The 20,419-nt window shown below is 40.7% G+C and carries 20 protein-coding genes; 6 read left to right on the plus strand and 14 right to left on the minus strand.

What is annotated here, in order from left to right:
- Positions 1-3: 3 nt before the first annotated feature.
- The 3 genes from AC6JAD_RS09420 to AC6JAD_RS09430 are packed head-to-tail and all read right to left on the minus strand — an operon-like array spanning position 4 to position 1,752.
- Entirely contained in the window at positions 4-849 is an 846-nt protein-coding gene (locus tag AC6JAD_RS09420) for a fructosamine kinase family protein (RefSeq protein ID WP_461305255.1), read from the minus strand.
- A gap of 1 nt (position 850) precedes the next feature.
- Positions 851-1,333, minus strand: coding sequence for a dihydrofolate reductase (locus AC6JAD_RS09425; RefSeq protein WP_461305254.1), 483 nt, complete (start codon positions 1,331-1,333; stop codon positions 851-853).
- On the minus strand, positions 1,330-1,752 hold the full coding sequence (locus AC6JAD_RS09430) for a 2TM domain-containing protein (protein WP_461305253.1): 423 nt from the start codon (positions 1,750-1,752) through the stop codon (positions 1,330-1,332). Before AC6JAD_RS09430 ends, AC6JAD_RS09425 begins: the two co-directional genes overlap by 4 nt.
- Before the next feature lie 60 nt (positions 1,753-1,812).
- Between AC6JAD_RS09430 and AC6JAD_RS09435 the strand changes: the two genes are divergently transcribed.
- On the plus strand, positions 1,813-2,892 hold the full coding sequence (locus AC6JAD_RS09435; protein ID WP_461305252.1) for an aminotransferase class V-fold PLP-dependent enzyme: 1,080 nt from the start codon (positions 1,813-1,815) through the stop codon (positions 2,890-2,892).
- Between the two features lies 1 nt (position 2,893).
- Here AC6JAD_RS09435 and AC6JAD_RS09440 read toward each other — a convergent pair whose 3' ends face one another.
- The 10 genes from AC6JAD_RS09440 to AC6JAD_RS09485 all read right to left on the minus strand — a co-directional run bounded on the left by AC6JAD_RS09440 (position 2,894) and on the right by AC6JAD_RS09485 (position 11,459).
- Complete coding sequence (locus AC6JAD_RS09440) at positions 2,894-3,175, minus strand: DUF427 domain-containing protein (protein ID WP_461305251.1); 282 nt, start codon at positions 3,173-3,175, stop codon at positions 2,894-2,896.
- 14 nt (positions 3,176-3,189) lie between these two features.
- Complete coding sequence (locus AC6JAD_RS09445) at positions 3,190-4,164, minus strand: L-histidine N(alpha)-methyltransferase (protein WP_461305250.1); 975 nt, start codon at positions 4,162-4,164, stop codon at positions 3,190-3,192.
- 16 nt (positions 4,165-4,180) lie between these two features.
- Positions 4,181-5,341, minus strand: a complete 1,161-nt coding sequence (egtB, locus tag AC6JAD_RS09450) for an ergothioneine biosynthesis protein EgtB (protein ID WP_461305249.1) — start codon at positions 5,339-5,341, stop codon at positions 4,181-4,183.
- A gap of 71 nt (positions 5,342-5,412) precedes the next feature.
- Positions 5,413-5,832 (minus strand): hypothetical protein, encoded by a 420-nt coding sequence (locus tag AC6JAD_RS09455; RefSeq protein ID WP_461305248.1) that lies wholly within the window; start codon positions 5,830-5,832, stop codon positions 5,413-5,415.
- Positions 5,833-5,904: 72 nt separating this feature from the next.
- Positions 5,905-6,336, minus strand: a complete 432-nt coding sequence (locus AC6JAD_RS09460; RefSeq protein ID WP_461305247.1) for an energy transducer TonB — start codon at positions 6,334-6,336, stop codon at positions 5,905-5,907.
- Positions 6,337-6,352: 16 nt separating this feature from the next.
- A complete protein-coding gene (locus tag AC6JAD_RS09465; protein WP_461305246.1) occupies positions 6,353-7,177 on the minus strand; it encodes a thymidylate synthase in 825 nt (274 codons plus the stop codon).
- A 129-nt stretch (positions 7,178-7,306) separates the two neighbouring features.
- Complete coding sequence (locus AC6JAD_RS09470; RefSeq protein WP_461305245.1) at positions 7,307-9,025, minus strand: nucleoside transporter C-terminal domain-containing protein; 1,719 nt, start codon at positions 9,023-9,025, stop codon at positions 7,307-7,309.
- A gap of 5 nt (positions 9,026-9,030) precedes the next feature.
- On the minus strand, positions 9,031-9,657 hold the full coding sequence (locus AC6JAD_RS09475; RefSeq protein ID WP_461305244.1) for a bifunctional nuclease family protein: 627 nt from the start codon (positions 9,655-9,657) through the stop codon (positions 9,031-9,033).
- A gap of 95 nt (positions 9,658-9,752) precedes the next feature.
- A complete protein-coding gene (locus AC6JAD_RS09480) occupies positions 9,753-10,715 on the minus strand; it encodes an electron transfer flavoprotein subunit alpha/FixB family protein (RefSeq protein WP_461305243.1) in 963 nt (320 codons plus the stop codon).
- Between the two features lie 3 nt (positions 10,716-10,718).
- Positions 10,719-11,459: an electron transfer flavoprotein subunit beta/FixA family protein gene (locus tag AC6JAD_RS09485; RefSeq protein ID WP_461305242.1), complete on the minus strand. Its 741-nt coding sequence runs from the start codon at positions 11,457-11,459 to the stop codon at positions 10,719-10,721.
- 237 nt (positions 11,460-11,696) lie between these two features.
- On the opposite strand from AC6JAD_RS09485, the gene AC6JAD_RS09490 reads away from it, so the two are divergent.
- The 5 genes from AC6JAD_RS09490 to AC6JAD_RS09510 all read left to right on the plus strand — a co-directional run bounded on the left by AC6JAD_RS09490 (position 11,697) and on the right by AC6JAD_RS09510 (position 19,729).
- Complete coding sequence (locus AC6JAD_RS09490; protein ID WP_461305241.1) at positions 11,697-12,674, plus strand: pyruvate dehydrogenase complex E1 component subunit beta; 978 nt, start codon at positions 11,697-11,699, stop codon at positions 12,672-12,674.
- A 57-nt stretch (positions 12,675-12,731) separates the two neighbouring features.
- On the plus strand, positions 12,732-15,245 hold the full coding sequence (locus AC6JAD_RS09495; RefSeq protein WP_461305240.1) for a DUF5686 and carboxypeptidase-like regulatory domain-containing protein: 2,514 nt from the start codon (positions 12,732-12,734) through the stop codon (positions 15,243-15,245).
- 62 nt (positions 15,246-15,307) lie between these two features.
- On the plus strand, positions 15,308-16,468 hold the full coding sequence (locus AC6JAD_RS09500; protein WP_461305239.1) for a T9SS type A sorting domain-containing protein: 1,161 nt from the start codon (positions 15,308-15,310) through the stop codon (positions 16,466-16,468).
- 139 nt (positions 16,469-16,607) lie between these two features.
- On the plus strand, positions 16,608-17,135 hold the full coding sequence (locus AC6JAD_RS09505; protein ID WP_461305238.1) for an inorganic diphosphatase: 528 nt from the start codon (positions 16,608-16,610) through the stop codon (positions 17,133-17,135).
- A gap of 119 nt (positions 17,136-17,254) precedes the next feature.
- Positions 17,255-19,729 carry a sodium-translocating pyrophosphatase gene (locus AC6JAD_RS09510; RefSeq protein WP_461305237.1) on the plus strand — a complete coding sequence of 825 codons (2,475 nt, stop codon included), beginning with the start codon at positions 17,255-17,257 and terminating at the stop codon, positions 19,727-19,729.
- Positions 19,730-19,802: 73 nt separating this feature from the next.
- Here the strand turns inward: AC6JAD_RS09510 and AC6JAD_RS09515 are convergent, their stop codons facing one another.
- Positions 19,803-20,417 carry a deoxynucleoside kinase gene (locus tag AC6JAD_RS09515; RefSeq protein WP_461305236.1) on the minus strand — a complete coding sequence of 205 codons (615 nt, stop codon included), beginning with the start codon at positions 20,415-20,417 and terminating at the stop codon, positions 19,803-19,805.
- Between the last annotated feature and the right edge of the window lie 2 nt (positions 20,418-20,419).

A 20,419-nucleotide genomic window follows, 5' to 3' on the forward strand; every position in this document is an offset into this window, starting at 1 on the left:
TTCTTAACTATATCGAGAAACGATTTCTTTCGCTTGTTGCAGATAACTACCTCCAAAAATATTGAGATGAACCAGTATATAGTATAATTGCCATAAGGCCACTCTAGATTCAAATTCTGCCAATATTGGAAATTGTTCATTGTACATGGAAAACACTACATCTGGAAAACCGCCAAACAATTGCATCATTGCCAAATCCATTTCCCTGGATGCAAAGGAAACCGCTGGATCTATTAGGGTAGGTTGTCCCATTGTTGAGACAAGGTAATTTCCATTCCATAGGTCACCATGAATTAATGAAGAAGGCTCGTCAGGGATGATTTTTGAAGTATTTTGGTACAAGCCATCCAGATTTTTAAAAACGAACCCTTTATTGTGGGCACTCTTAAATTGTGGCTGCAAACGTTGAGTAATAAAGAAATCTACACTGGAGTCACATTGCTTGTTTTTTTGCACTAGGCTACCAATATAATTGTCGTGTCTCAAACCAAATTTTGAATGTGTTGTTTTATGTAGTTTAACCAGGGACATAGCAAAAGCTTCCCAAAACCCAATTGCTTTTGGACTATTTGAGATGTATTCAAGTAGTAAATAGGAGGTTTTCGCAAAGGTCCCAGTCGATATCACCTTTGGTATACGAAACGAATTGGATTTGGATAATACTTCCAGGCCTAAAGCTTCCTTTTCAAACATGTCGGCTACATTGGCGCCTTCATTCTGTTTTAGTACAAAGGGGCCGTCGGAAGTTTCTAGAAGAGTCACTGTATTTATATCTCCGCCTGCGAGTGGCGTGGCATTAATAACAGTAGATTGTAAGACCGAACCTATATGTTCGAGGAAGGTGTTCATTTCATCGTTTTTCCCATGTTTCGTAGGTGAATGCATAGTTATGCCGTTCATCCTTATCATGGAATTCGGATGAAACCAATTTCCATGTGTCTTCAGGAATAACTGGGAAAAATGCATCTGCTTCAAAGGTGCCATGCACTCGGGTAAGCTCAATTTTGTCTGCAAATGCCATTCCGATCGAATAAATTTCACCGCCACCAATAATAAAAGGCTGTTCGTCATTTGCTGCCTGGTTCAAGGCATCTTCTAAGCTATGAACAACAATGACCCCTTCTTTTTTATATTCAGAATTTCTGGTAATAACTATGTGGGTTCTATTGGGTAATAATTTGGGGAAGGACTCAAAAGTCTTGCGTCCCATAATGATGTTATGGCCTGTAGTAAGTTGTTTAAAACGCTTAAAATCATCAGGTAAATGCCAAACTAGGTCGTTGTCCTTGCCTAATTCGTTGTTTTCGCCAGCAGCGGCTATCATGGTAATCATAGTTCTTCTTGGGGTGGTAGGTCGTTCTCTTTCTTTTTTTTTACTTCTGCGGTAATAACCTCTTTGCGAACTTCTTTTTCCAGCTCTGCAATTCGGGCTTCCTGTTTGGATTTCAATTTTTCAATTTGGCGATCTTCCCATTCCTTGCCCATAAACTTACTTAATAGCAGTACGTTCAGTAAATGAATTAAGAAGAAAAGTACCCAGATTAAAATAGCCCATACAAACCAGTTTTTAATAAAGAAATCCTTGCCAATACCCAAGATTGGATTAATGATGATAAGGAGCACCGAACCCGCAAGGAATAGCACAAAGTGCTGCATAAGGCGTTTCTTTTGCTTCACTCTTTTTCGGGCATATTCGTACTGTTCCCTCTGCTCAGGATCTATTCTTGAAGATTTGTTGGTTTTTGAAAACATTGTGGGTTATTTTTATAACCTTCGTAAAAATACCATTTTTTCATTTTGTATCCTTGTTTTATGAATGACCTTTCTTCCCTTTTTCCAGTAAGTACAGAATATACCTATCTCAACACCGCTTCCTGTGGGCTTCTGTCCTCTTCTCTTGTAACATGGAGAAGGGAGCATGACCTTCAACTAATGAAAGGAGGAAGTATGTTTCGGGATCTTCATAAGAAGCATGTGGCCGAGATAAGGGAGGAAGTTGCTCAATTTTTCTATACCACACCTAATCAAGTTGCATTGGTTCCGAATTTTTCATTTGGATTGAATGTGCTTCTCGGGGGAATTTCGAAAGGAAAAAAGGTATTGCTTTTAAAAAGGGATTACCCTTCTGTGAATTGGCCCATCGAAAATCGTGATTTCGATGTATGCTATGCCGAGCTAAATGAGAACCTGGAAAAAAACATAGAAGCCGCGGTCCAGAAACATCGGCCCGATATCTTGGCGTTAAGTATAGTGCAATACATAAGTGGAATAAAGATAGATCTGGATTTTTTGAGTGATTTAAAACGTACCTACCCTCAGCTTACCATTATAGGAGACGGAACTCAATTTTTGGGTACCACAGATTTTAATTTTGAAAAAAGCCCTTTCGATATTGTCGGGGCAAGCGCTTATAAATGGTTATTGTCTGGATATGGCTGCGGACTTTTTATGATTAAGAAGGGGATTCAGGAAAACGTGTTCCTGGAAACCATTGGATTCAATTCGGCGGATGCCAATTTCAGCAAGAGAAATGATATTGAATTTGTTGGACATCTAGAGCCTGGTCATCAGGATACTTTAAATTATGGCAGTCTGGGGGAGTCCATTCGTTTTTTAAATTCGTTAGGTAGATCAACTATTGAAACCCATCTTCACAATCTAACTACCAAGGCAAAGAATTCCTTTTTAGAACTGGGGCTGTTGTCTGAAATGGCATCCCAAAGGAAAAATCACTCCACCATTTTCAATATCTCGGGAGATAAGGAATTGTTCGAAAAAATGAAGACCGAAAAGATAGTCGGTTCGTTACGCGGACAAGGCATTAGGGTGAGCTTCCATATTTATAATACGGAAGAGGACTTAAATCGTTTGTTGAGTCTTTTAAAAGGGTAGGCTACTCTACGACTTCCACTCCACGCCAAAAGGCTACATACCCTTCTATGGGCTTTGCTGCATGCGATGTTTCAGGATAATACCAAGCTGCGTCAGGGTTGGCTTTGCCAGCTACTTCAAGTGAGTAGTACGAAGCTTTGCCTTTCCAAGGGCAAAATGTTTGGGTATCACTGTTTTTGAAATATTCCTTCTGTAAACTTTCTGCAGGAAAATAGTGATTGTTTTCCACTACCACTGTGTTGTCGCTTTCTGCCAATACTTGGCCATTCCAAATTGCTTTCATTTTTTAATGGTTTACTATTCCTTTTTTCGGAATACGTAGTTCTTGTAATATTCTTTTGAATCAGAAAAAGAAGTTTCAATTTTCAAGCCCGATTCATCTGCTAACCAAGCGACCACCTTATCGTCGTATTTCTGCGAAATTTCGGTGTGAATGGTCTCCCATGGATCGAAATCTATCGCCAAATCCAATGCCTCTATCCTTACCTGCATGGCGCGTTTAGCCACCAAATAGCTTTTGGCTGTTCCACTTTCTGGGTCATATATTTCCCAGTGCTTAAAAGCATCTACGTCGAAATTGCCATCCAATTCCGTATTTATCCTGTGAAGTAGGTTTTTGTTGAATTCGGCTGTAACACCAGTAGCATCATTGTAGGCATCCAGTATGGTCTGCGGGTTTTTTTTCTGATCGAACCCCATGAACAAAAGATCCCCGGGATTCATGGCATTCTTTAACTGAGATAGGAAATCGATGGCTTTGTCATGTAGAAGGTTTCCAATATTGGAGCCTAGGACCATCAACACTTTTTTTCGCTCATTGTATTGCTGTATTCGTTTTAAAACGTCAAAATACATCCCTTTCTCTGGGTCTACCCGTACTTTGGGCAGCTCTTGGGCCAAAGAAGCCGAAAGGGCGTCTATGGCATTCTGACTGATGTCGATTGGCTTATAAACGAAATCCAGTCCATTTTCTGAAAAATGACGCAATAAAACCTTGGTTTTTTTTCCATCCCCAGCACCAAGCTCTATGAGATCAAAACCATTTCCGTTACCCTTAAATAAGTTTGAAATTTCTGCGGTATGCGTATGGAATATTTCAAATTCGCAGTTGGTTAGGTAATATTCTGGCAAAGCCATGATGTCCTGAAAAAGTTTGTCACCCTTAGCATCATAAATATACTTTGAATATAAAAATTTTGGGAAAGCCCTTAAGCCTTCGAACACATCTTTCTTAAATGCAGTGTCGAGCATTGTAGAGGTGGTTGGATTCATAAAAAAGTAGTCCCGATTATTTTGCTAACCTTATTCCAGTGTATTGCCACCGTAGGTTGGGTTGAAAAAAGTTTCTATAGGTAGGTCGTATGTGGTGTGGTGGACTTACAACGGAGCTCCCGCGAAGGACTTTTTGGTTTACCATAAATTTACCATTATACTCCCCAATTGCTCCTGGTGCCTTCTTATAGCCAGGATATGGCAGGTATGAGCTTTCGGTCCATTCCCAGCGCTTACCCCAGTTAAAATGATTTTGTGCGACCTCCCATTCAAATTCCGTAGGAAGACGGCATCCTTTCCATTGGGCATATGCAAATGCTTCATAGTAGGATATGTGGCACACTGCAGTGTTGGGATCTAATTTTTTCAGTCCCTGTAACGTATAATGGTACCATTCGCCATCAATTTTATGCCAATACATAGGCTGGGTAATCTGATCCTGTTTTACCCATTCCCAACCATCGGCATGCCAGTGATTGAAATCTTTGTATCCACCAGTTTCAATAAACTCTATATATTCGGCATTACTCACTTCCCGATTCGAGATTTCATAATTCTGCACATAAACTTTATGCCGTCCCAGTTCATTGTCATAGCAAAAATCAGAACCCGCATGTCCAATTTCGTAAATACCTTCTTGCATAGGAATCCATTCCTGATTTTCCTGAACAATTGGATGCTCCACAAAGGTGTCATTGTATTGAGGAAGAAGAGGGTTGTTGCCCAAAATGTACTTTATGTCGGTCATTAATAATTCCTGGTGCTGTTTTTCATGATGAATTCCAATTAGTAGTACTTCTTCTAAATCTTCTGGAATTACACCAGCAAGGAATTCTTTCAATTCGTTGGTTACATAATGCCGGTAATCGTATACTTTGGCAACGCCTGGACGGGATAGGTTTCCCCGATTACTCCGAATTACCCTTTTTCCTAAAGTTTCGTAATAGCTGTTAAAGACAAATGCAAAGTCTTCATGGAACAACTTATAGTTAGGTTTATGTCGTCTTAAAATAAATTCTTCAAAAAACCAGGTGGTATGCCCAAGGTGCCATTTCGGAGGTGAAACATCCATAGTAGGCTGCACCACATAATCTTCAATTTCCAAAGGCTTGCAAAGTGCTTCCGTACGTTGCCTTGTTTCGAGTAACAAGGAGACTAAATTTTGGGTTGTTATCATAAAAAAGTGTCCACATTGTAGTCGACACTTTAAAGATACAAAATCTTATGACCGAACCTGTTTAAGGGATGTTAAGACTTCTTTCTTTCAGAATAATCCAAGATGGTTCCATACAGCACCCCAATCTTTTGTCCCCTTCTTTTTCCCGGCTCCATGGGTGGTAAAAGAGAGACTATGCGAACCACTTCCTCTTCTAGGTATTTATATCGGATCGCAGCGGAGATTTCTTCTATGGCTCCAGTATCCGTAATCAAGAAGTGAATCCCAACTTTTTTGTGGTTTGGCTTGAGCAGGTTTGTGTTGAAGTTAGCCTTTAGGAAGGCATCAATACTTTCTTGGGTGCATTTTTTTATCTCGGCATTTGCAGCGTCATTACAACCCGGGTAGATGGGGCTAATTTCTACTTGTGAAAAGGGAACTTTCGTTTTTGTTTGGGCAAATCCTAAATAACCCATGAACAGGGCTAGGATGATAAATGGTTTGGTTTTCATCGCAAAATGGTTTCAATATAGGGCACAAAAAAAGTGCCAATTTAAAATTGGCACTTCTACATTTGGTCTTTTCTATTTCCCAGTTTTAAACGTAATGGGAACGGTATATTTTATGGCTCTTGGTTTACCTGCAAGCATGCCTGGCTTCACCATTTTTGGAATTAGAGTTATATTCCTTCTTGCTTCTTCTTGAAGTAGCAGTGTTCCTCCAGATACATTTTTAATATCTACGGTTCCTTGCTCAGTAATATAGAATTCAACAACGACCCTTCCTTGTTGGTTTGACTTGTAAGCATCGGCTGGATATTTAAAGTTCTTCCCGATGTGAGCTCCTAATTTTTGCTTGAAACAGGCATCGATCCCTGCACCGCTTTTCGATTCGCAACCGGGCCAAACCGGCGCGATCTCTTTCATGGTCACAGTATTTTTATTTACAGAGCCCCATTCTTGAGAAAATCCGATAGTGGACACGAGAATACAAGCAATAAAAAGCAATTTTTTCATAAAGTAGGTTTTAAAATTAAACGGCGACGGCTCCTTTAATGTGTGGGTGAGGATTGTAGTCTGCCAATTCAAAATCATCAAAAGTGAAGCCAAATATATCTTTTACATCTGGATTAAGCAACATTTTCGGTAAAGGGCGCGGATCACGGGACAATTGAAGTTCTAATTGTTCCATATGATTGCTGTAAATGTGTGCGTCACCAAAAGTGTGAATAAAATCTCCCGCTTCATAACCGCATACTTGAGCCATCATCATGGTGAATAGGGCATAGGATGCAATATTGAACGGTACGCCCAAGAAAATATCGGCGCTCCTCTGGTACAATTGGCATGATAGTTTGCCGTTGGCCACATAAAACTGAAAGAAAGCATGACATGGGGGAAGGGCAGCCTTTCCATTAGCAACATTTTCGGAAAAAGGTTTGCTGGTGTCTGGAAGAACACTTGGGTTCCATGCACTTACCAACATACGACGACTGTCTGGATTGCTTTTCAGTGTTTGAATTACCTCTTTTATTTGGTCAATTTCCTCACTGTTCCAGTTTCTCCATTGGTGTCCATATACGGGTCCAAGATCCCCATTTTCATCGGCCCATTCATTCCAAATACGGACCCCATTTTCCTGAAGATATTGAATGTTTGTATCTCCTTTCAGAAACCAAAGTAATTCGTGTACAATAGATTTTAGGTGTAGCTTCTTGGTGGTTACCATAGGAAAGCCTTCACTTAAATCGAATCGCATCTGGTAACCAAATACACTTTTGGTTCCGGTTCCGGTGCGATCACTTTTTTCGTTTCCATGCGCTAAGACATGCTTTACAAGGTCGTGGTATTGCTTCATCTTCAATCAATAAATTGGAAGGTTAAATGTAAAAAACACTCGGTAGTTTGTGAACCCTATACCCGTCGATTTATTATAAGTTATTAACGGTTTATTCTTGAATGTATTATTTGATGAACGGTACTTCGCTTACCCAATAATCATTCCAGCAATAGTAGCAGAAATAAGCGAAGCGATAGAACCTCCAAGAAGTGCTCTCATACCAAATTTTGACAATAACTTACGCTGGCCAGGCGCCAACGAACCAATACCCCCTATTTGAATTCCGATCGAGGCAAAATTGGCAAAACCACAGAGCATATAGGTGGCCATAATAATGGATTTTTCATAGGTAAGATGGGCTGCGTTGGCCGTGTTTTTTAGCTCTGCCAGTTGGATATATCCAACAAATTCACTGGCTGCAAGCTTAATTCCCAATAGCTGTCCCATCATCATCATGTCGGCTCTTTCTACACCGATTAGCCACATGAGTGGTGCAAATACAGTTCCTAAAATAGCCTCCAATGATAGTCTAGGGTAAGCGGTGTTTTCGGCCATCCAGGTATTAATACTGGTAATTTCTCCAAGGCCTCCAATTAACCAGTTGATCATTGCAATAAATGCGACAAATACAAGGAGCATTGCACCTACGTTAACGGCAAGCCTAAGACCTTCAGTAGTTCCATTGGCAATCGCATCAAGTATGTTTGAACCTAATTTTTCTGAAGAAACAGTGACATCTGTATTGATTTCTTCTGTCTGTGGATATAGTATTTTTGAAATAACAATGGCCCCAGGGGCAGCCATTACAGAAGCTGCCAAAAGGTGTTTGGCGAAAACGAGTCTCATGGCAGGATCGTCTCCTCCCAAGAATCCAATGTAGGCAGCCAATACGGCACCAGCTACCGTAGCCATTCCGCCGATCATCACAAGCAGTATCTCCGATTTGTTCATCTTTTCGAGATAGGCCTTAATAAGTAAAGGAGCCTCTGTTTGACCCAAGAATATATTACCCGCTACGCTTAAGCTTTCGGCTCCTGAAATTTTCAATAATTTGGACAATAGCCATCCGAATGCCTTTACAACTTTTTGGATGATGCCAAGGTAAAAAAGCACCGAAGTTAGTGCAGAGAAGAATATAATCGTAGGCAATACCTGAAAGGCAAAGATGAATCCAAAGGTGTCCATGTCCACAACAAGGCCTTCAAATAAAAACTTGCTTCCGGCTTGGGTAAACTCTAATACTTTAACGAATATTTTACCAACCCCATCAAATATAGATTGAACAAAGGATACTTTAAGAACTCCAATTGCTATGACCAGTTGAAATGCCAAACCAATACCCACAGTTCTCCAGTTAATGGCTTTTCTATTGGCACTAAATAAAAAAGCTATAAGCAACAAAGTAAACATTCCCAAAACACCCCGCCATAAACTCCTTAATGAGAAGCCTTGAGAAGGAATAATTTGAGCAGTATCATTAGAATTCTCTTCTTGCACTTCGGCTATGACAGGTGCAGCTGCGGTAAAGGCATATTGTACCTGATTTTCAGAAAAAACCAAAGTGCTATCCGTAATGGTTCCAACGCGATACCTTCTAATAGTATCTTTGGGTTGGTTATAGAAAAGCACCAAGAGATTGTTCTGAAACATATAGTCTCCAGAAGCTTTAAGGTTATTCTTGGCCTCTAAACTATACTCAAAAGTTCCGTCTTGGTTTAATACGAATTGATCATTTCCTTCGCTAATGGAAAACAATGAATTCCCTTGGGAGTCACTAATATTTGAAAAATTCCATGTTTTTTCAAGGTTCTGGGAAAATAGACTTACGGATACAAATAACAGACTAAGAAGAATAATACTGCGCATAAGCTTTAGTTGCGTTTGGAGATCTCATCCCTAATAGCTGCAGCACGCTCATAATTTTCCTGAGTAACTGCTTCATCAAGCATTTGATGGAGTTCTTTAAGTGAGAATTTGCTATAGTCTTCCGAAACCACATGAACCGTTTCCTTTTCGTCGTCGGACAACAGATCCTCGATCACTTGCTCTTCTTGACCTGTAAGTTCGCTTTCATCCTTGGCAGGGGTTTTTAAATAAATCCCTGCTTGATCCAATATGGCTTTGTAGGTGAAAATAGGAGCTTTAAACCTCAAGGCCAAAGCAATGGCATCACTGGTTCTGGCATCAATAATTTCTTCGATGCCGTCACGTTCACAGATGATACTGGAATAGAAAACCCCATCCACCAATTTATGGATGATTACCTGCTTAATGACAATCTCGAATCGATCGGAAAAATTCTTAAAAAGATCGTGTGTTAGTGGCCGAGGTGGTTTTATCTCTTTTTCAAGTGCGATTGCAATGGATTGGGCTTCGAAAGCACCGATTACAATGGGCAACTTTCGGTCACCATCTTCTTCGCTAAGAATCAGGGCGTAAGCTCCATTTTGCGTTTGGCTATACGAAATTCCCTTTATGTTAAGTCTAATAAGGCTCATTCATTAAAGATTGCAAGTGGCAAGCAAAAAGGCTGTTTAAACAAGGGTTTTACTTATTTAAACAGCCCTTTTTCAAGGCACAAAATACTAAAAAATTATGCGTTTTGAGCTTTAAACTCTTTTAATTTTTCGGTAAGCTGAGGAACCACTTCGAAGGCATCTCCAACGATTCCGTAGTCTGCCGCTTTAAAGAATGGGGCCTCAGGATCGTTGTTAATCACCACTTTCACTTTGGATGAATTGATACCTGCCAAATGCTGGATAGCACCACTAATTCCTATGGCAATATAAAGTGTTGAGGCAACCGGTTTTCCTGTTTGTCCCACGTGTTCGCTGTGCGGTCTCCAACCCATATCACTAACAGGTTTGGAACATGCTGTTGCGGCACCCAAGGTCTGTGCAAGGTCTTCAATTAATCCCCAATTTTCAGGGCCTTTCAATCCACGACCACCAGAAACCACGATTTCGGCATCTGCAATGGTAACCTTGTCCGTTGCCTTGTCTACAGACACAACTTCTACATTCCCTTTATTAATTGCAGGTGAAAAACTTTCGGAAGTCGCACTGGTTGAATTTTCATGCACGCCATAGGCGTTTTTAGCCAGCCCAATTACCTTGGTTTCTGTGTTAATTTCAGTATGCGAAAAAGCTTTGTTTGTATAGACACTGTGCTTCACCTTAAATGGCGAAGTGCTAGAAGGCAGCTCGGTAGCATTGGGCACATACCCCGCTTCCAGGTTTACCGCTACCAAAGGGGCCATGAATTTTCCATTGGCACTGGAGGTTAATACAACCACTTGGGCTCCTTCGTTCTTGGTAGCTTGAGCAACGACATCTGCATACCCTTCGGCATCGAAAGAAGCAAGATCGTCATTATTTATTTCCAAAACTTTAGATGCACCATACGTTCCTAATTCTGAAGTGTCTCCAGCATTAATGGTTACGGCAGTTACATCTGTTCCCATCATATCAGCGATTCCCTTCGCATAGGAAACAGCTTCGTGAGCAATTTTTTTAAATTTTCCGTTATCCGATTCGGCAAATACTAGTACTGACATGTCTTAAATCACTTTAGCTTCGTTATGCAATAAATTAACTAGGTCGTCCACATTGTCTACTAATTTAACCGCTCCTTTTGGGGCAGGTTTCTCAAAAGAAGTAGTTTGTGTTTCTGCAGTGGTGGGCACAGGATCCTTCACATGTAAAGGTTTGGATCTGGCCTGCATGATTCCACGCATGTTCGGAATGCGAAGATCACTTTCCTCTACCAAACCTTTTTGACCACCAATAACAAGTGGAAGAGTGGTTTGTAGGGTTTCTTTTCCGCCGTCAATCTCTCGAATTGCAGTGGCACTTGTGCCTTCTACCTCCAAACTAATGCAGGTGTTTACAAAGTTTGCCCCCGTCAATTTGGCAATCATCCCAGGAACCATGCCTCCATTGTAATCGATGGATTCACGTCCAGCGATGACAAGATCGTATCCTCCTTCTTTGACGATATTGGCTAATTGCTTGGCCACAGAAAAACCATCGGTGGCAGGAGTGTTAATGCGAATCGCCTCGTCGGCACCAATCGCGAGTGCTTTTCGCAACGTTGGTTCTGTTTCGGCACCGCCAACGTTAGCAACATGAACGCTAGCGCCTTGTTTTTCCTTAAACCACATGGCACGGGTTAAGCCAAATTCATCATTGGGGTTGATTACAAATTGAACGCCATTGGTGTCAAATTTTGTATCCCCATCGGTGAAGTTGATCTTAGAAGTCGTATCCGGTACGTGGCTAATACAGACTAATATTTTCATATAAGATTTTATGTAATGTTGAATGAATTTTTTCGGGTCACGAAGATACAACTATAATATGAATTTTACTATGCATGCATAGTAAAAATTTAAAATTATTTTAAATCGAATTAGCAGGTGATAGTTGTTCTGAAAACGTTTGCGGTCGTAATATTGGTTCAATTCACAATTTATTTACTGCGTAATAAGAAATAGTATTATTTTTGTTTTCCTGAAAAACTAGATTTCAAGAAAACTATGAAAACGATACAATTTAGAGAAGCGGTTTGCGAGGCCATGAGCGAGGAGATGAGAAGGGACGAATCCATTTACCTTATGGGTGAAGAAGTAGCCGAATATAATGGTGCGTACAAGGCCAGTAAAGGGATGTTGGATGAATTTGGTGAAAAGAGAGTCATCGACACTCCCATTTCTGAATTGGGCTTTGCTGGAATCGCAACGGGGTCTGCCATGAATGGCAACCGTCCCATTGTGGAATTCATGACATTCAATTTCTCATTGGTTGGTATCGATCAGATAATAAACAATGCGGCCAAGATCCGTCAAATGAGTGGCGGGCAGCTTAATTGCCCTATAGTTTTCCGTGGCCCAACTGCTTCGGCAGGGCAACTTGCAGCCACGCATTCCCAAGCTTTCGAAAGCTGGTATGCCAATTGTCCTGGTTTAAAAGTGATAGTGCCCAGTAACCCAGCAGATGCTAAAGGATTGTTGAAAAGTGCCATCCGGGATGACGATCCGGTAATCTTCATGGAAAGTGAGCAAATGTATGGGGATAAGGGTGAAGTTCCTGAAGGGGAATACTTAATTCCAATTGGGGTTGCCGATATTAAGCGTGAAGGAAAGGATGTAACCATTGTTTCATTTGGTAAAATCATTAAGGAGGCCTATAAAGCTGCTGATGAATTGGCGAAGGAAGGTATCGAATGTGAAATCATAGACCTTAGAACGGTACGTCCAATGGACCATAAGGCGATCTTGGATAGTGTAAAGAAGACCAACCGTCTTGTAATTTTAGAAGAAGCCTGGCCCTTTGGAAATGTGGCTACAGAAATTACGTACCAAGTGCAAAATCAGGCGTTCGATTATTTGGATGCACCTATCGAAAAGATAAATACGGCTGATACTCCAGCTCCATATTCTCCCGCTTTATTGGCAGAGTGGTTGCCAAATAGCAACGATGTTGTAAAGGCTGTTAAAAAAGTGTTATATAGGTAATAATCACACTTTTTTTAGGATATTTCCGTTTCCAAATCTGTCACCTTTATACTTGCTATGAAGCAAACATTACTCTTCTTTTTCCTAATTTTTACTTCCGCATTGTTCGCTCAAACCAAGGTGAGCGGAGAGGTAAAAGATGAGTATGGCGATCCCGTGGCATTTGCAAATGTTATATTCAAAGACTCCAATGAAGGAACTATCACCAATGAAAATGGACGCTTTTATTTGGAAAGTGAGGAGATTCATGATGCACTATGGGTATCCTTTGTAGGGTATGAATTGAAGGTGGTTCCTTTAGAGAAAAGAACAACCTATCAGTTAGAGATTACCCTCAAGGAAGAAGCCGCCACATTGGATGAAGTAGTTGTGTTTAGTGGAAAGACATCAAAAAAGGACAACCCGGCCATTACCATATTAAAGAAGATTTGGGAAAATCGACGCGAAAATGGCGTAAAGAAGTTCAAGCAATATCAGTACGACAAGTATGAGAAGCTCGAATTTGACCTTAACACCATAGACTCATCCCTAATTAAGAGTAAATTATTTAGGGGGATGGAGTTCGTTTGGGAGCAGATAGATACCTCCAATATTACGGGAAACTCTTATCTGCCCATTTTCATTAATGAAGCCATATCCAAAGTATATGGGGACAACCTTTTAAAGGAAGAAAAGGAAATCCTTGAAGGAAACAAAAATTCTGGCTTCGAAAACAATCAGACCTTAATTGCATTCGTGAAAGACATGTACAAAGAGTATAATGTCTACGACAATTACCTTAAGTTTTTCGACAAAGCTTTTACCAGTCCACTTTCCAAAACTGGGGTAGATGTATACAATTATGTGTTATTGGACAGTGCCTATCGTGATAATAAATGGTGCTACAATATTGTGTATTACCCAAGAAGAAAAAATGAGTTAACATTTAAGGGCGACTTTTGGGTTAACGATACTACTTGGGCCATAAAGGAGATAAATCTTCAAGCTTCTAAAAGTGCCAATCTAAACTGGGTGCGAGAAGTGTATATAGAACAGGAATTCGATGTGCTGAACGATTCTATATTCCTGATTAAAAGGGATTATTTTTTGAGTGACTTTTCCCTTAGAAAAAAGGAAAAGGCTCAAGGTATCTATGGGAAGCGGACTACTTTGTATGATAATTATGCATTCGATGAAGAGAAGCCCAAATCGTTTTACGGAGAACAGGTAGACCCTTATAGGGAAGAAATATACAATAGGCCCGATGAGTTTTGGGAGTCCAATCGAATGGAAGAATTGAACAAAGACGAGGTAGGTGTCTATAAGATGTTAGATACCCTTAAAACAGTGCCTCGTTTCAAATCTTTATATAATATTGGGGCAACGTTGGCCAGTGGATATTATCAGGTGGGTAATTTAGACTTTGGTCCTGTGTTTTCGGTATTTGGGTTCAATGAAGCCGAAGGATTACGTATCCGACTGGGAGGAAGAACCTATTTTAGTCAAAACGATCCTTGGCGTTTGGAAGTATTTGGGGCCTATGGATTCCGGGACCAGCGCTTTAAATATGGGGTTTCAGGAAAGTGGCTGCTGGATCGTAAATCCCGACTTACGGTATATGCCGGCAATAGAAAGGACGTGGAACAAACGGGGGCCAGTCTCACAGTAAGTAATGATGTTCTCGGAAGAAATTTAGCGTCGTCTTCATTAATTTCTGTTGGTGCCAATGATCGACTGACCCGTATTAATCTAAGCACGGTTGGATTTTCCTTTGAGCCTGCCAAAAATTTCAATGTAAGACTTACGGGGTCGTATCGCACATTGCAATCGGCTACGGATACCTTTAAGCTAGATTATTTCGATTCGGATGGTAACCTTCAGAATGAAGTGCAACAGCCAGAAGTAGAACTTGGTGTCTTCTTTACCCCAAAACGAAAAACTTCTGGTTATGGAGTAGAACGAACTATAATAAATGATGGTGATTTTGCCAATATGTATTTGGGATATAGTTATGGTTTAAAAGGTATTTTGGGTGGGGATTTCGAATATTCACGTTTGCAGGCACTGTATTCCCAACCTTGGAATATTGGTGGTTTTGGTAGAATGTACACTACTTTGGAGTTAGGAAAAACGTTCGACCCAGTTCCGTTAAGCCTGTTGAGCCCAATCCCAGGGAACCAAACACTGTTTAGTATTTACAATACATTCACCAATCTGGATTTCTATGAATTTGTGAGCGATACGTATGCATCCTTTCATTTACAGCACAATTTTGGAGGGCGCATTTTTTCCCGTATACCATTCCTAAGAAAATTAAACCTACGTGAAATTGTAGGATTTAGGGCAGTCTACGGTGAGCTGTCTCAGGAAAACATAGATCTAAGCCGCCCGGCTTTTGAATCTATTGCCGATGGTCGTCCCTTGTTGCCCAACGCTCTAGCACCTTCGGATGAAGTATATTGGGAGTATAGTGTGGGAGTTGGCAATATTTTCAGGATTTTCCGTATCGATTTTAACTTCAGGGGTAATTATCTCAACAACCCAGACGCCCGTAAATTTGGAATAACTGGGGCCTTTGGATTTTCATTTTAATTTTTTTTGCTCACATTTCGGTTCTTTTTCGATACATTTATGTATCTAAAAATGAGCACAATATGAAACAATTACTACTTTTTACAGCCGTTTGTGTATTGAGTTGCACGTTAACAAATGCGCAAAACCTTACAGACGATTTGTTAAACCGATATGAAAACTTGGATTCCAATGGGAATTCCCCAAGCCATTATTTTACACCGGAGGAGCAACTTCTTTTAAGGGATTATTTGCAATCTGGTCTAAATCAAACAGTAGACCGGCAAACTGGAGGAACACTAATCCATGGCCCCATTAACAGTGAAAATGAATTCGGAAACTTCGATCCAGGAGACCTTACTACGTTCAATACACTGGGACCTTCCTTGACTTCAACCGACTTCGAATCCTCTGGCGATATAGATCCGAACAATTTAACCATGGGGTATGTACTTACCTTGTCAAGCGGTGAGTTTTACAGTATCGATGTTACTACTGGCACCTATACCTCTATGGGTACCATTGCACCGCCCGCTGGGCAACAGTGGAATGGAATTGAGTTCGATCCGGCCACCGGAACCTTATATGGTGTGTCGTCGGATTTCAGTAGTGTATCCAGTATATCGACAATAGATGTTGGCGCTATGAGTCATACACTTGTCGGAAATATTGGTTCGCTAGGAGCCATTGCAATTGCTATTACCGATACAGGTGAAATGTATGCATATGATGTAGTAGATGATAACTTTTATAGTATTAACACAACGACCGGTGTAGGTAGTCTGATTGGCCCCATAGGCTTTGACGCCAATTTTGGACAGGACCTGGAATGGGATTCTGCTTCGGGAACCATGTATATGGTTTGTTTCAATAGTGGTTTGTTAGAAGGAGAAGTGCGTACGGTAGATTTGGGTACAGGAATGACCACCTTGGTGGGTGACCTTATTCCCAGTGAATCTGGAACGCAAATGGCGTGGGCGGCCATTCAGAATCCAACCATCCTTTCAATTTCCGAAAGTGCTTTCAACAATTTTGCCTTGGCACCTAATCCCGCAAATGGATTGCTAAGGGTATCCTCAGAAATTAGCAAAATCTCATTTGTCAATGTTTTAGGACAAAGAGTATATGAAATAGTTGACCCTATTGCTACCGAATTTGATATTAGTTCATTGTCACAAGGAATGTATTTGGTTGAAATTCAGATAGATCAGGAAAAGGCGGTATTTCAACTTGTGGTCGAATAACTTTTTGATTTTCAGGAGTATTAAGAGGTAACTTAACAGTTTAATAAAGCTGAATTTCATGGCTAAACCCATAGTAATTTCGTATTTTTGCACCCCTTTTAAAGGGGTGTTTTATTGAAAATTTTAATTGAAAAGATATATGACCGCAGATCAAGTAACTACTTTCGATGTATTGGTGGAAATTCCTAAGGGAAGCCGAAATAAATATGAATATGACTTTAAGTTAAAGAAGATTCGCTACGATCGTATGATATTCTCCTCTATGATGTATCCAGCAGATTATGGTTTTGTGCCAGAAACATTGGCCCTAGATGGAGATCCGTTAGATGTATTGGTGCTGGTAACAGAGCCTACATTTCCGGGATGTGTGATTGAAGTAGCACCTATAGGTGTATTTCATATGACTGACGAAAAAGGACCGGATGAAAAAGTAATTTGTGTTCCGGTTAGCGATCCTATCGCAAGTCGTGTGAAGGATCTTTCCGAATTAAATGCCCATTTAATCAAGGAAATTGAGCATTTCTTTCAAGTGTATAAAGACCTAGAAGAGAAGAAAGTAGACGTTGGTGGATGGGGAGATGTAGAAGAAGCTAAAGAAATTGTTGCCAAATGCATCGATCGTTTTAGGGCTAGTAATGTCCCAGTAACCGACGTTAGTATTCGATAATATTGCACAACTAATAGTTTGTAAAGCAATAACCTAGGAGTTATTGCTTTTTTGTTTTGTGCTATTTTCATACTTTTGCCCCGCTAAATTGAAAATGATCTTTAACTAAAAAACTTATAATGGAACAAAACATTATTTATGTACCTATCGCACTTTCCATACTGGGCTTATTGTTCATGTTGGTGAAAATGAGCTGGGTAAAGAAACAAGCAGCAGGAAATGAAAAAATGCAAGGCATTTCCAAAGCCATTAAAGAAGGAGCACTTGCCTTTTTGAATGCGGAATACCGTTTGCTAGTAATTTTCTCAGTAATTGCTGCAGTTTTATTGTATGTGGTATCCACTATAGTAGAGTCCACAAGTTGGATGATCGTACCTGCCTTTATTTTTGGTGCAATTTTCTCAGCTTTAGCAGGGAATATTGGGATGCGAATTGCAACCGAAGCCAATGCTAGAACGGCAGAGGCTGCCAAAACCAGTTTACCACAAGCCTTGAAAGTATCTTTTGGTGGTGGAACGGTAATGGGACTAGGTGTTGCAGGATTAGCGGTACTAGGATTAAGTTTGTTCTTTATGTTCTTCGTAGGCCAATTTATGGGTAACGAAGGAGGTTTTTATGCCAATATGACCATTGTGCTTGAAGCGCTGGCTGGATTCTCCTTGGGAGCGGAAAGTATAGCTTTGTTTGCACGTGTAGGAGGTGGTATCTACACTAAAGCGGCGGATGTAGGTGCCGATTTGGTTGGAAAAGTAGAGGCCGGTATCCCAGAAGACGATCCCCGTAACCCTGCAACCATTGCAGATAACGTGGGAGACAATGTAGGAGATGTGGCAGGAATGGGTGCAGACCTTTTTGGTTCCTATGTAGCAACCGTTTTGGCTGCTATGGTATTGGGGAACTATGTAATTAGGGATATGTCTACGGAAGCCCCGTTTACGGATGCTTTTAATAATATGGGACCTATCTTGCTTCCAATCGTAATTGCGGGAGTTGGAATTTTGGCATCTATTGTTGGAACCTTCCTGGTAAGAATTAAGAATAACGAAGCAAAGGAATCCCAAGTTCAGAAAGCACTAGACACAGGAAACTGGGGTGCTATCATTATAACATTAATAGCGAGTTGGTTTCTAATCGACTGGATGTTGCCAGAAACCATGACGATGAACTTCTTTGGGGAAGGTGCCAAAGAAATCCCATCGCGACATGTGTTCTATGCATGTATGATCGGATTGGCGGTTGGAGCTTTGATCTCTACCGTAACAGCCTACTATACAAGTTTAGGTAAGAAACCAGTTATGGATATTGTTCAGAACTCATCTACAGGGGCTGCAACAAATATTATTGCAGGTCTGGCAGTTGGAATGAAATCTACGTTCCTGTCTGTGCTATTATTTGCTGCTGCTATCTGGGGATCTTATGCATTGGCAGGATTCTATGGGGTAGCCTTGGCTGCGTCTGCTATGATGGCGACAACTGCGATGCAGTTGGCAATTGATGCTTTTGGGCCTATTGCAGATAATGCTGGAGGGGTTGCTGAAATGAGTGAATTAGAACCACAAGTACGTGAACGTACTGATATATTGGATTCTGTTGGAAATACAACCGCAGCTGTCGGAAAAGGATTTGCAATTGCCTCTGCAGCATTAACAGCATTGGCTTTGTTCGCAGCTTACGTAACCTTTACGGGGATCGACGGTATTAATATATACAAAGCACCAGTTTTGGCTGCACTATTTATTGGAGGTATGATCCCTGTTGTGTTCTCAGCAATGGCAATGAAGAGTGTAGGTAAAGCTGCGATGGAAATGGTACAGGAAGTTCGCAGACAGTTCAGGGAAATTCCTGGAATTATGGAAGGAACAGGAACTCCAGAATATGCAAAGTGTGTAGATATTTCTACAAAGGCAGCTTTAAGGGAAATGCTATTACCTGGATTGCTTACCATCGTAACCCCATTATTAATTGGAATTGGAACAGCACTTATTTCTGGAGATTATTTATTAGGGGCTGAAGTCCTAGGTGGATATATGGCAGGAGTATGTGTGAGTGGAGTAATGTGGGCGATCTTCCAGAACAACGCCGGTGGTGCTTGGGATAACGCTAAGAAGTCTTTTGAGGCTGGAGTAGAGATCGATGGGGAAATGACGTATAAAGGAAGTGATGCGCATAAAGCTGCAGTAACTGGAGATACCGTTGGAGATCCATTTAAGGATACATCTGGGCCATCCATGAACATTCTTATTAAACTAACGTGTTTGGTTGGATTGGTGATCGCTCCAATTCTTGGAGGTCATGGTAGCGATGAAGTTTCTATGGTTACAGAAGATGGAACCAAATTGGAAATCACTACAGATGGAGTAAAAGAAACAGTTGAAGTTCAGAAGGAAATCAAGGTGGAACTATCTGAGGCGGATGGACAAACTGTAGGTAATGTAACGATTACCACAACTAAGGATGGTGTTGAATCTACCGAGACCAAAACGTTCACAGGAACTGAGGAAGAGGTAAAAGAGCAGATCGAAGCATTGAAGTCGGGAATGAAAGTTGAAGGCGAGAAAGTGATCAAAGAAGTTGAAGAAGAGGTGACACAATAATTAAAACACCTAACAAATAGTAAAAAGCCCGAACCATTGGTTCGGGCTTTTTATGTTTTATCTTTTCTTTTACTTAAAAGAGTCCATGGAGTTCGGCATCAATTTTATTAATAACCTCTCCTAGATCTTCTGGGTTATCCACAAAGTTGAGGTTGTCCACATCAATCACCAGAAGATTACCCTTGTCGTACGTATGTATCCAAGCTTCGTAACGCTCATTTAAACGACTTAGATAATCGATACTTATAGAGTTTTCGTAATCCCTACCGCGTTTGTGTATTTGGTTCACCAAATTTGGAATGGTGCTCCTTAGGTAAATCAAAAGATCGGGCCCTTCGGTAACACTTTCCATAAGGTCGAATAGGGAACGATAATTTTCATAATCCCTATTGGTCATTAGGCCCATGGCGTGCAAGTTAGGAGCAAAAATATAAGCGTCTTCGTAAATAGTCCTGTCTTGAATTACTTTTTTTCCCGTTTTGCGAATTTCCATGATCTGGCGAAAACGACTGTTCAGGAAATAGATCTGAAGGTTGAAAGACCAACGCTCCATCTGATTGTAAAAATCATCTAAATAAGGATTGTCTTCTACATCCTCAAAATGAGCTTTCCATTTGTAGTGTTTGGCTAGTAAACGCGTAAGTGTGGTCTTGCCGGAGCCAATATTTCCTGCGATAGCAACATGCATAA

This window comes from Aureisphaera sp., assembly GCF_059726885.1.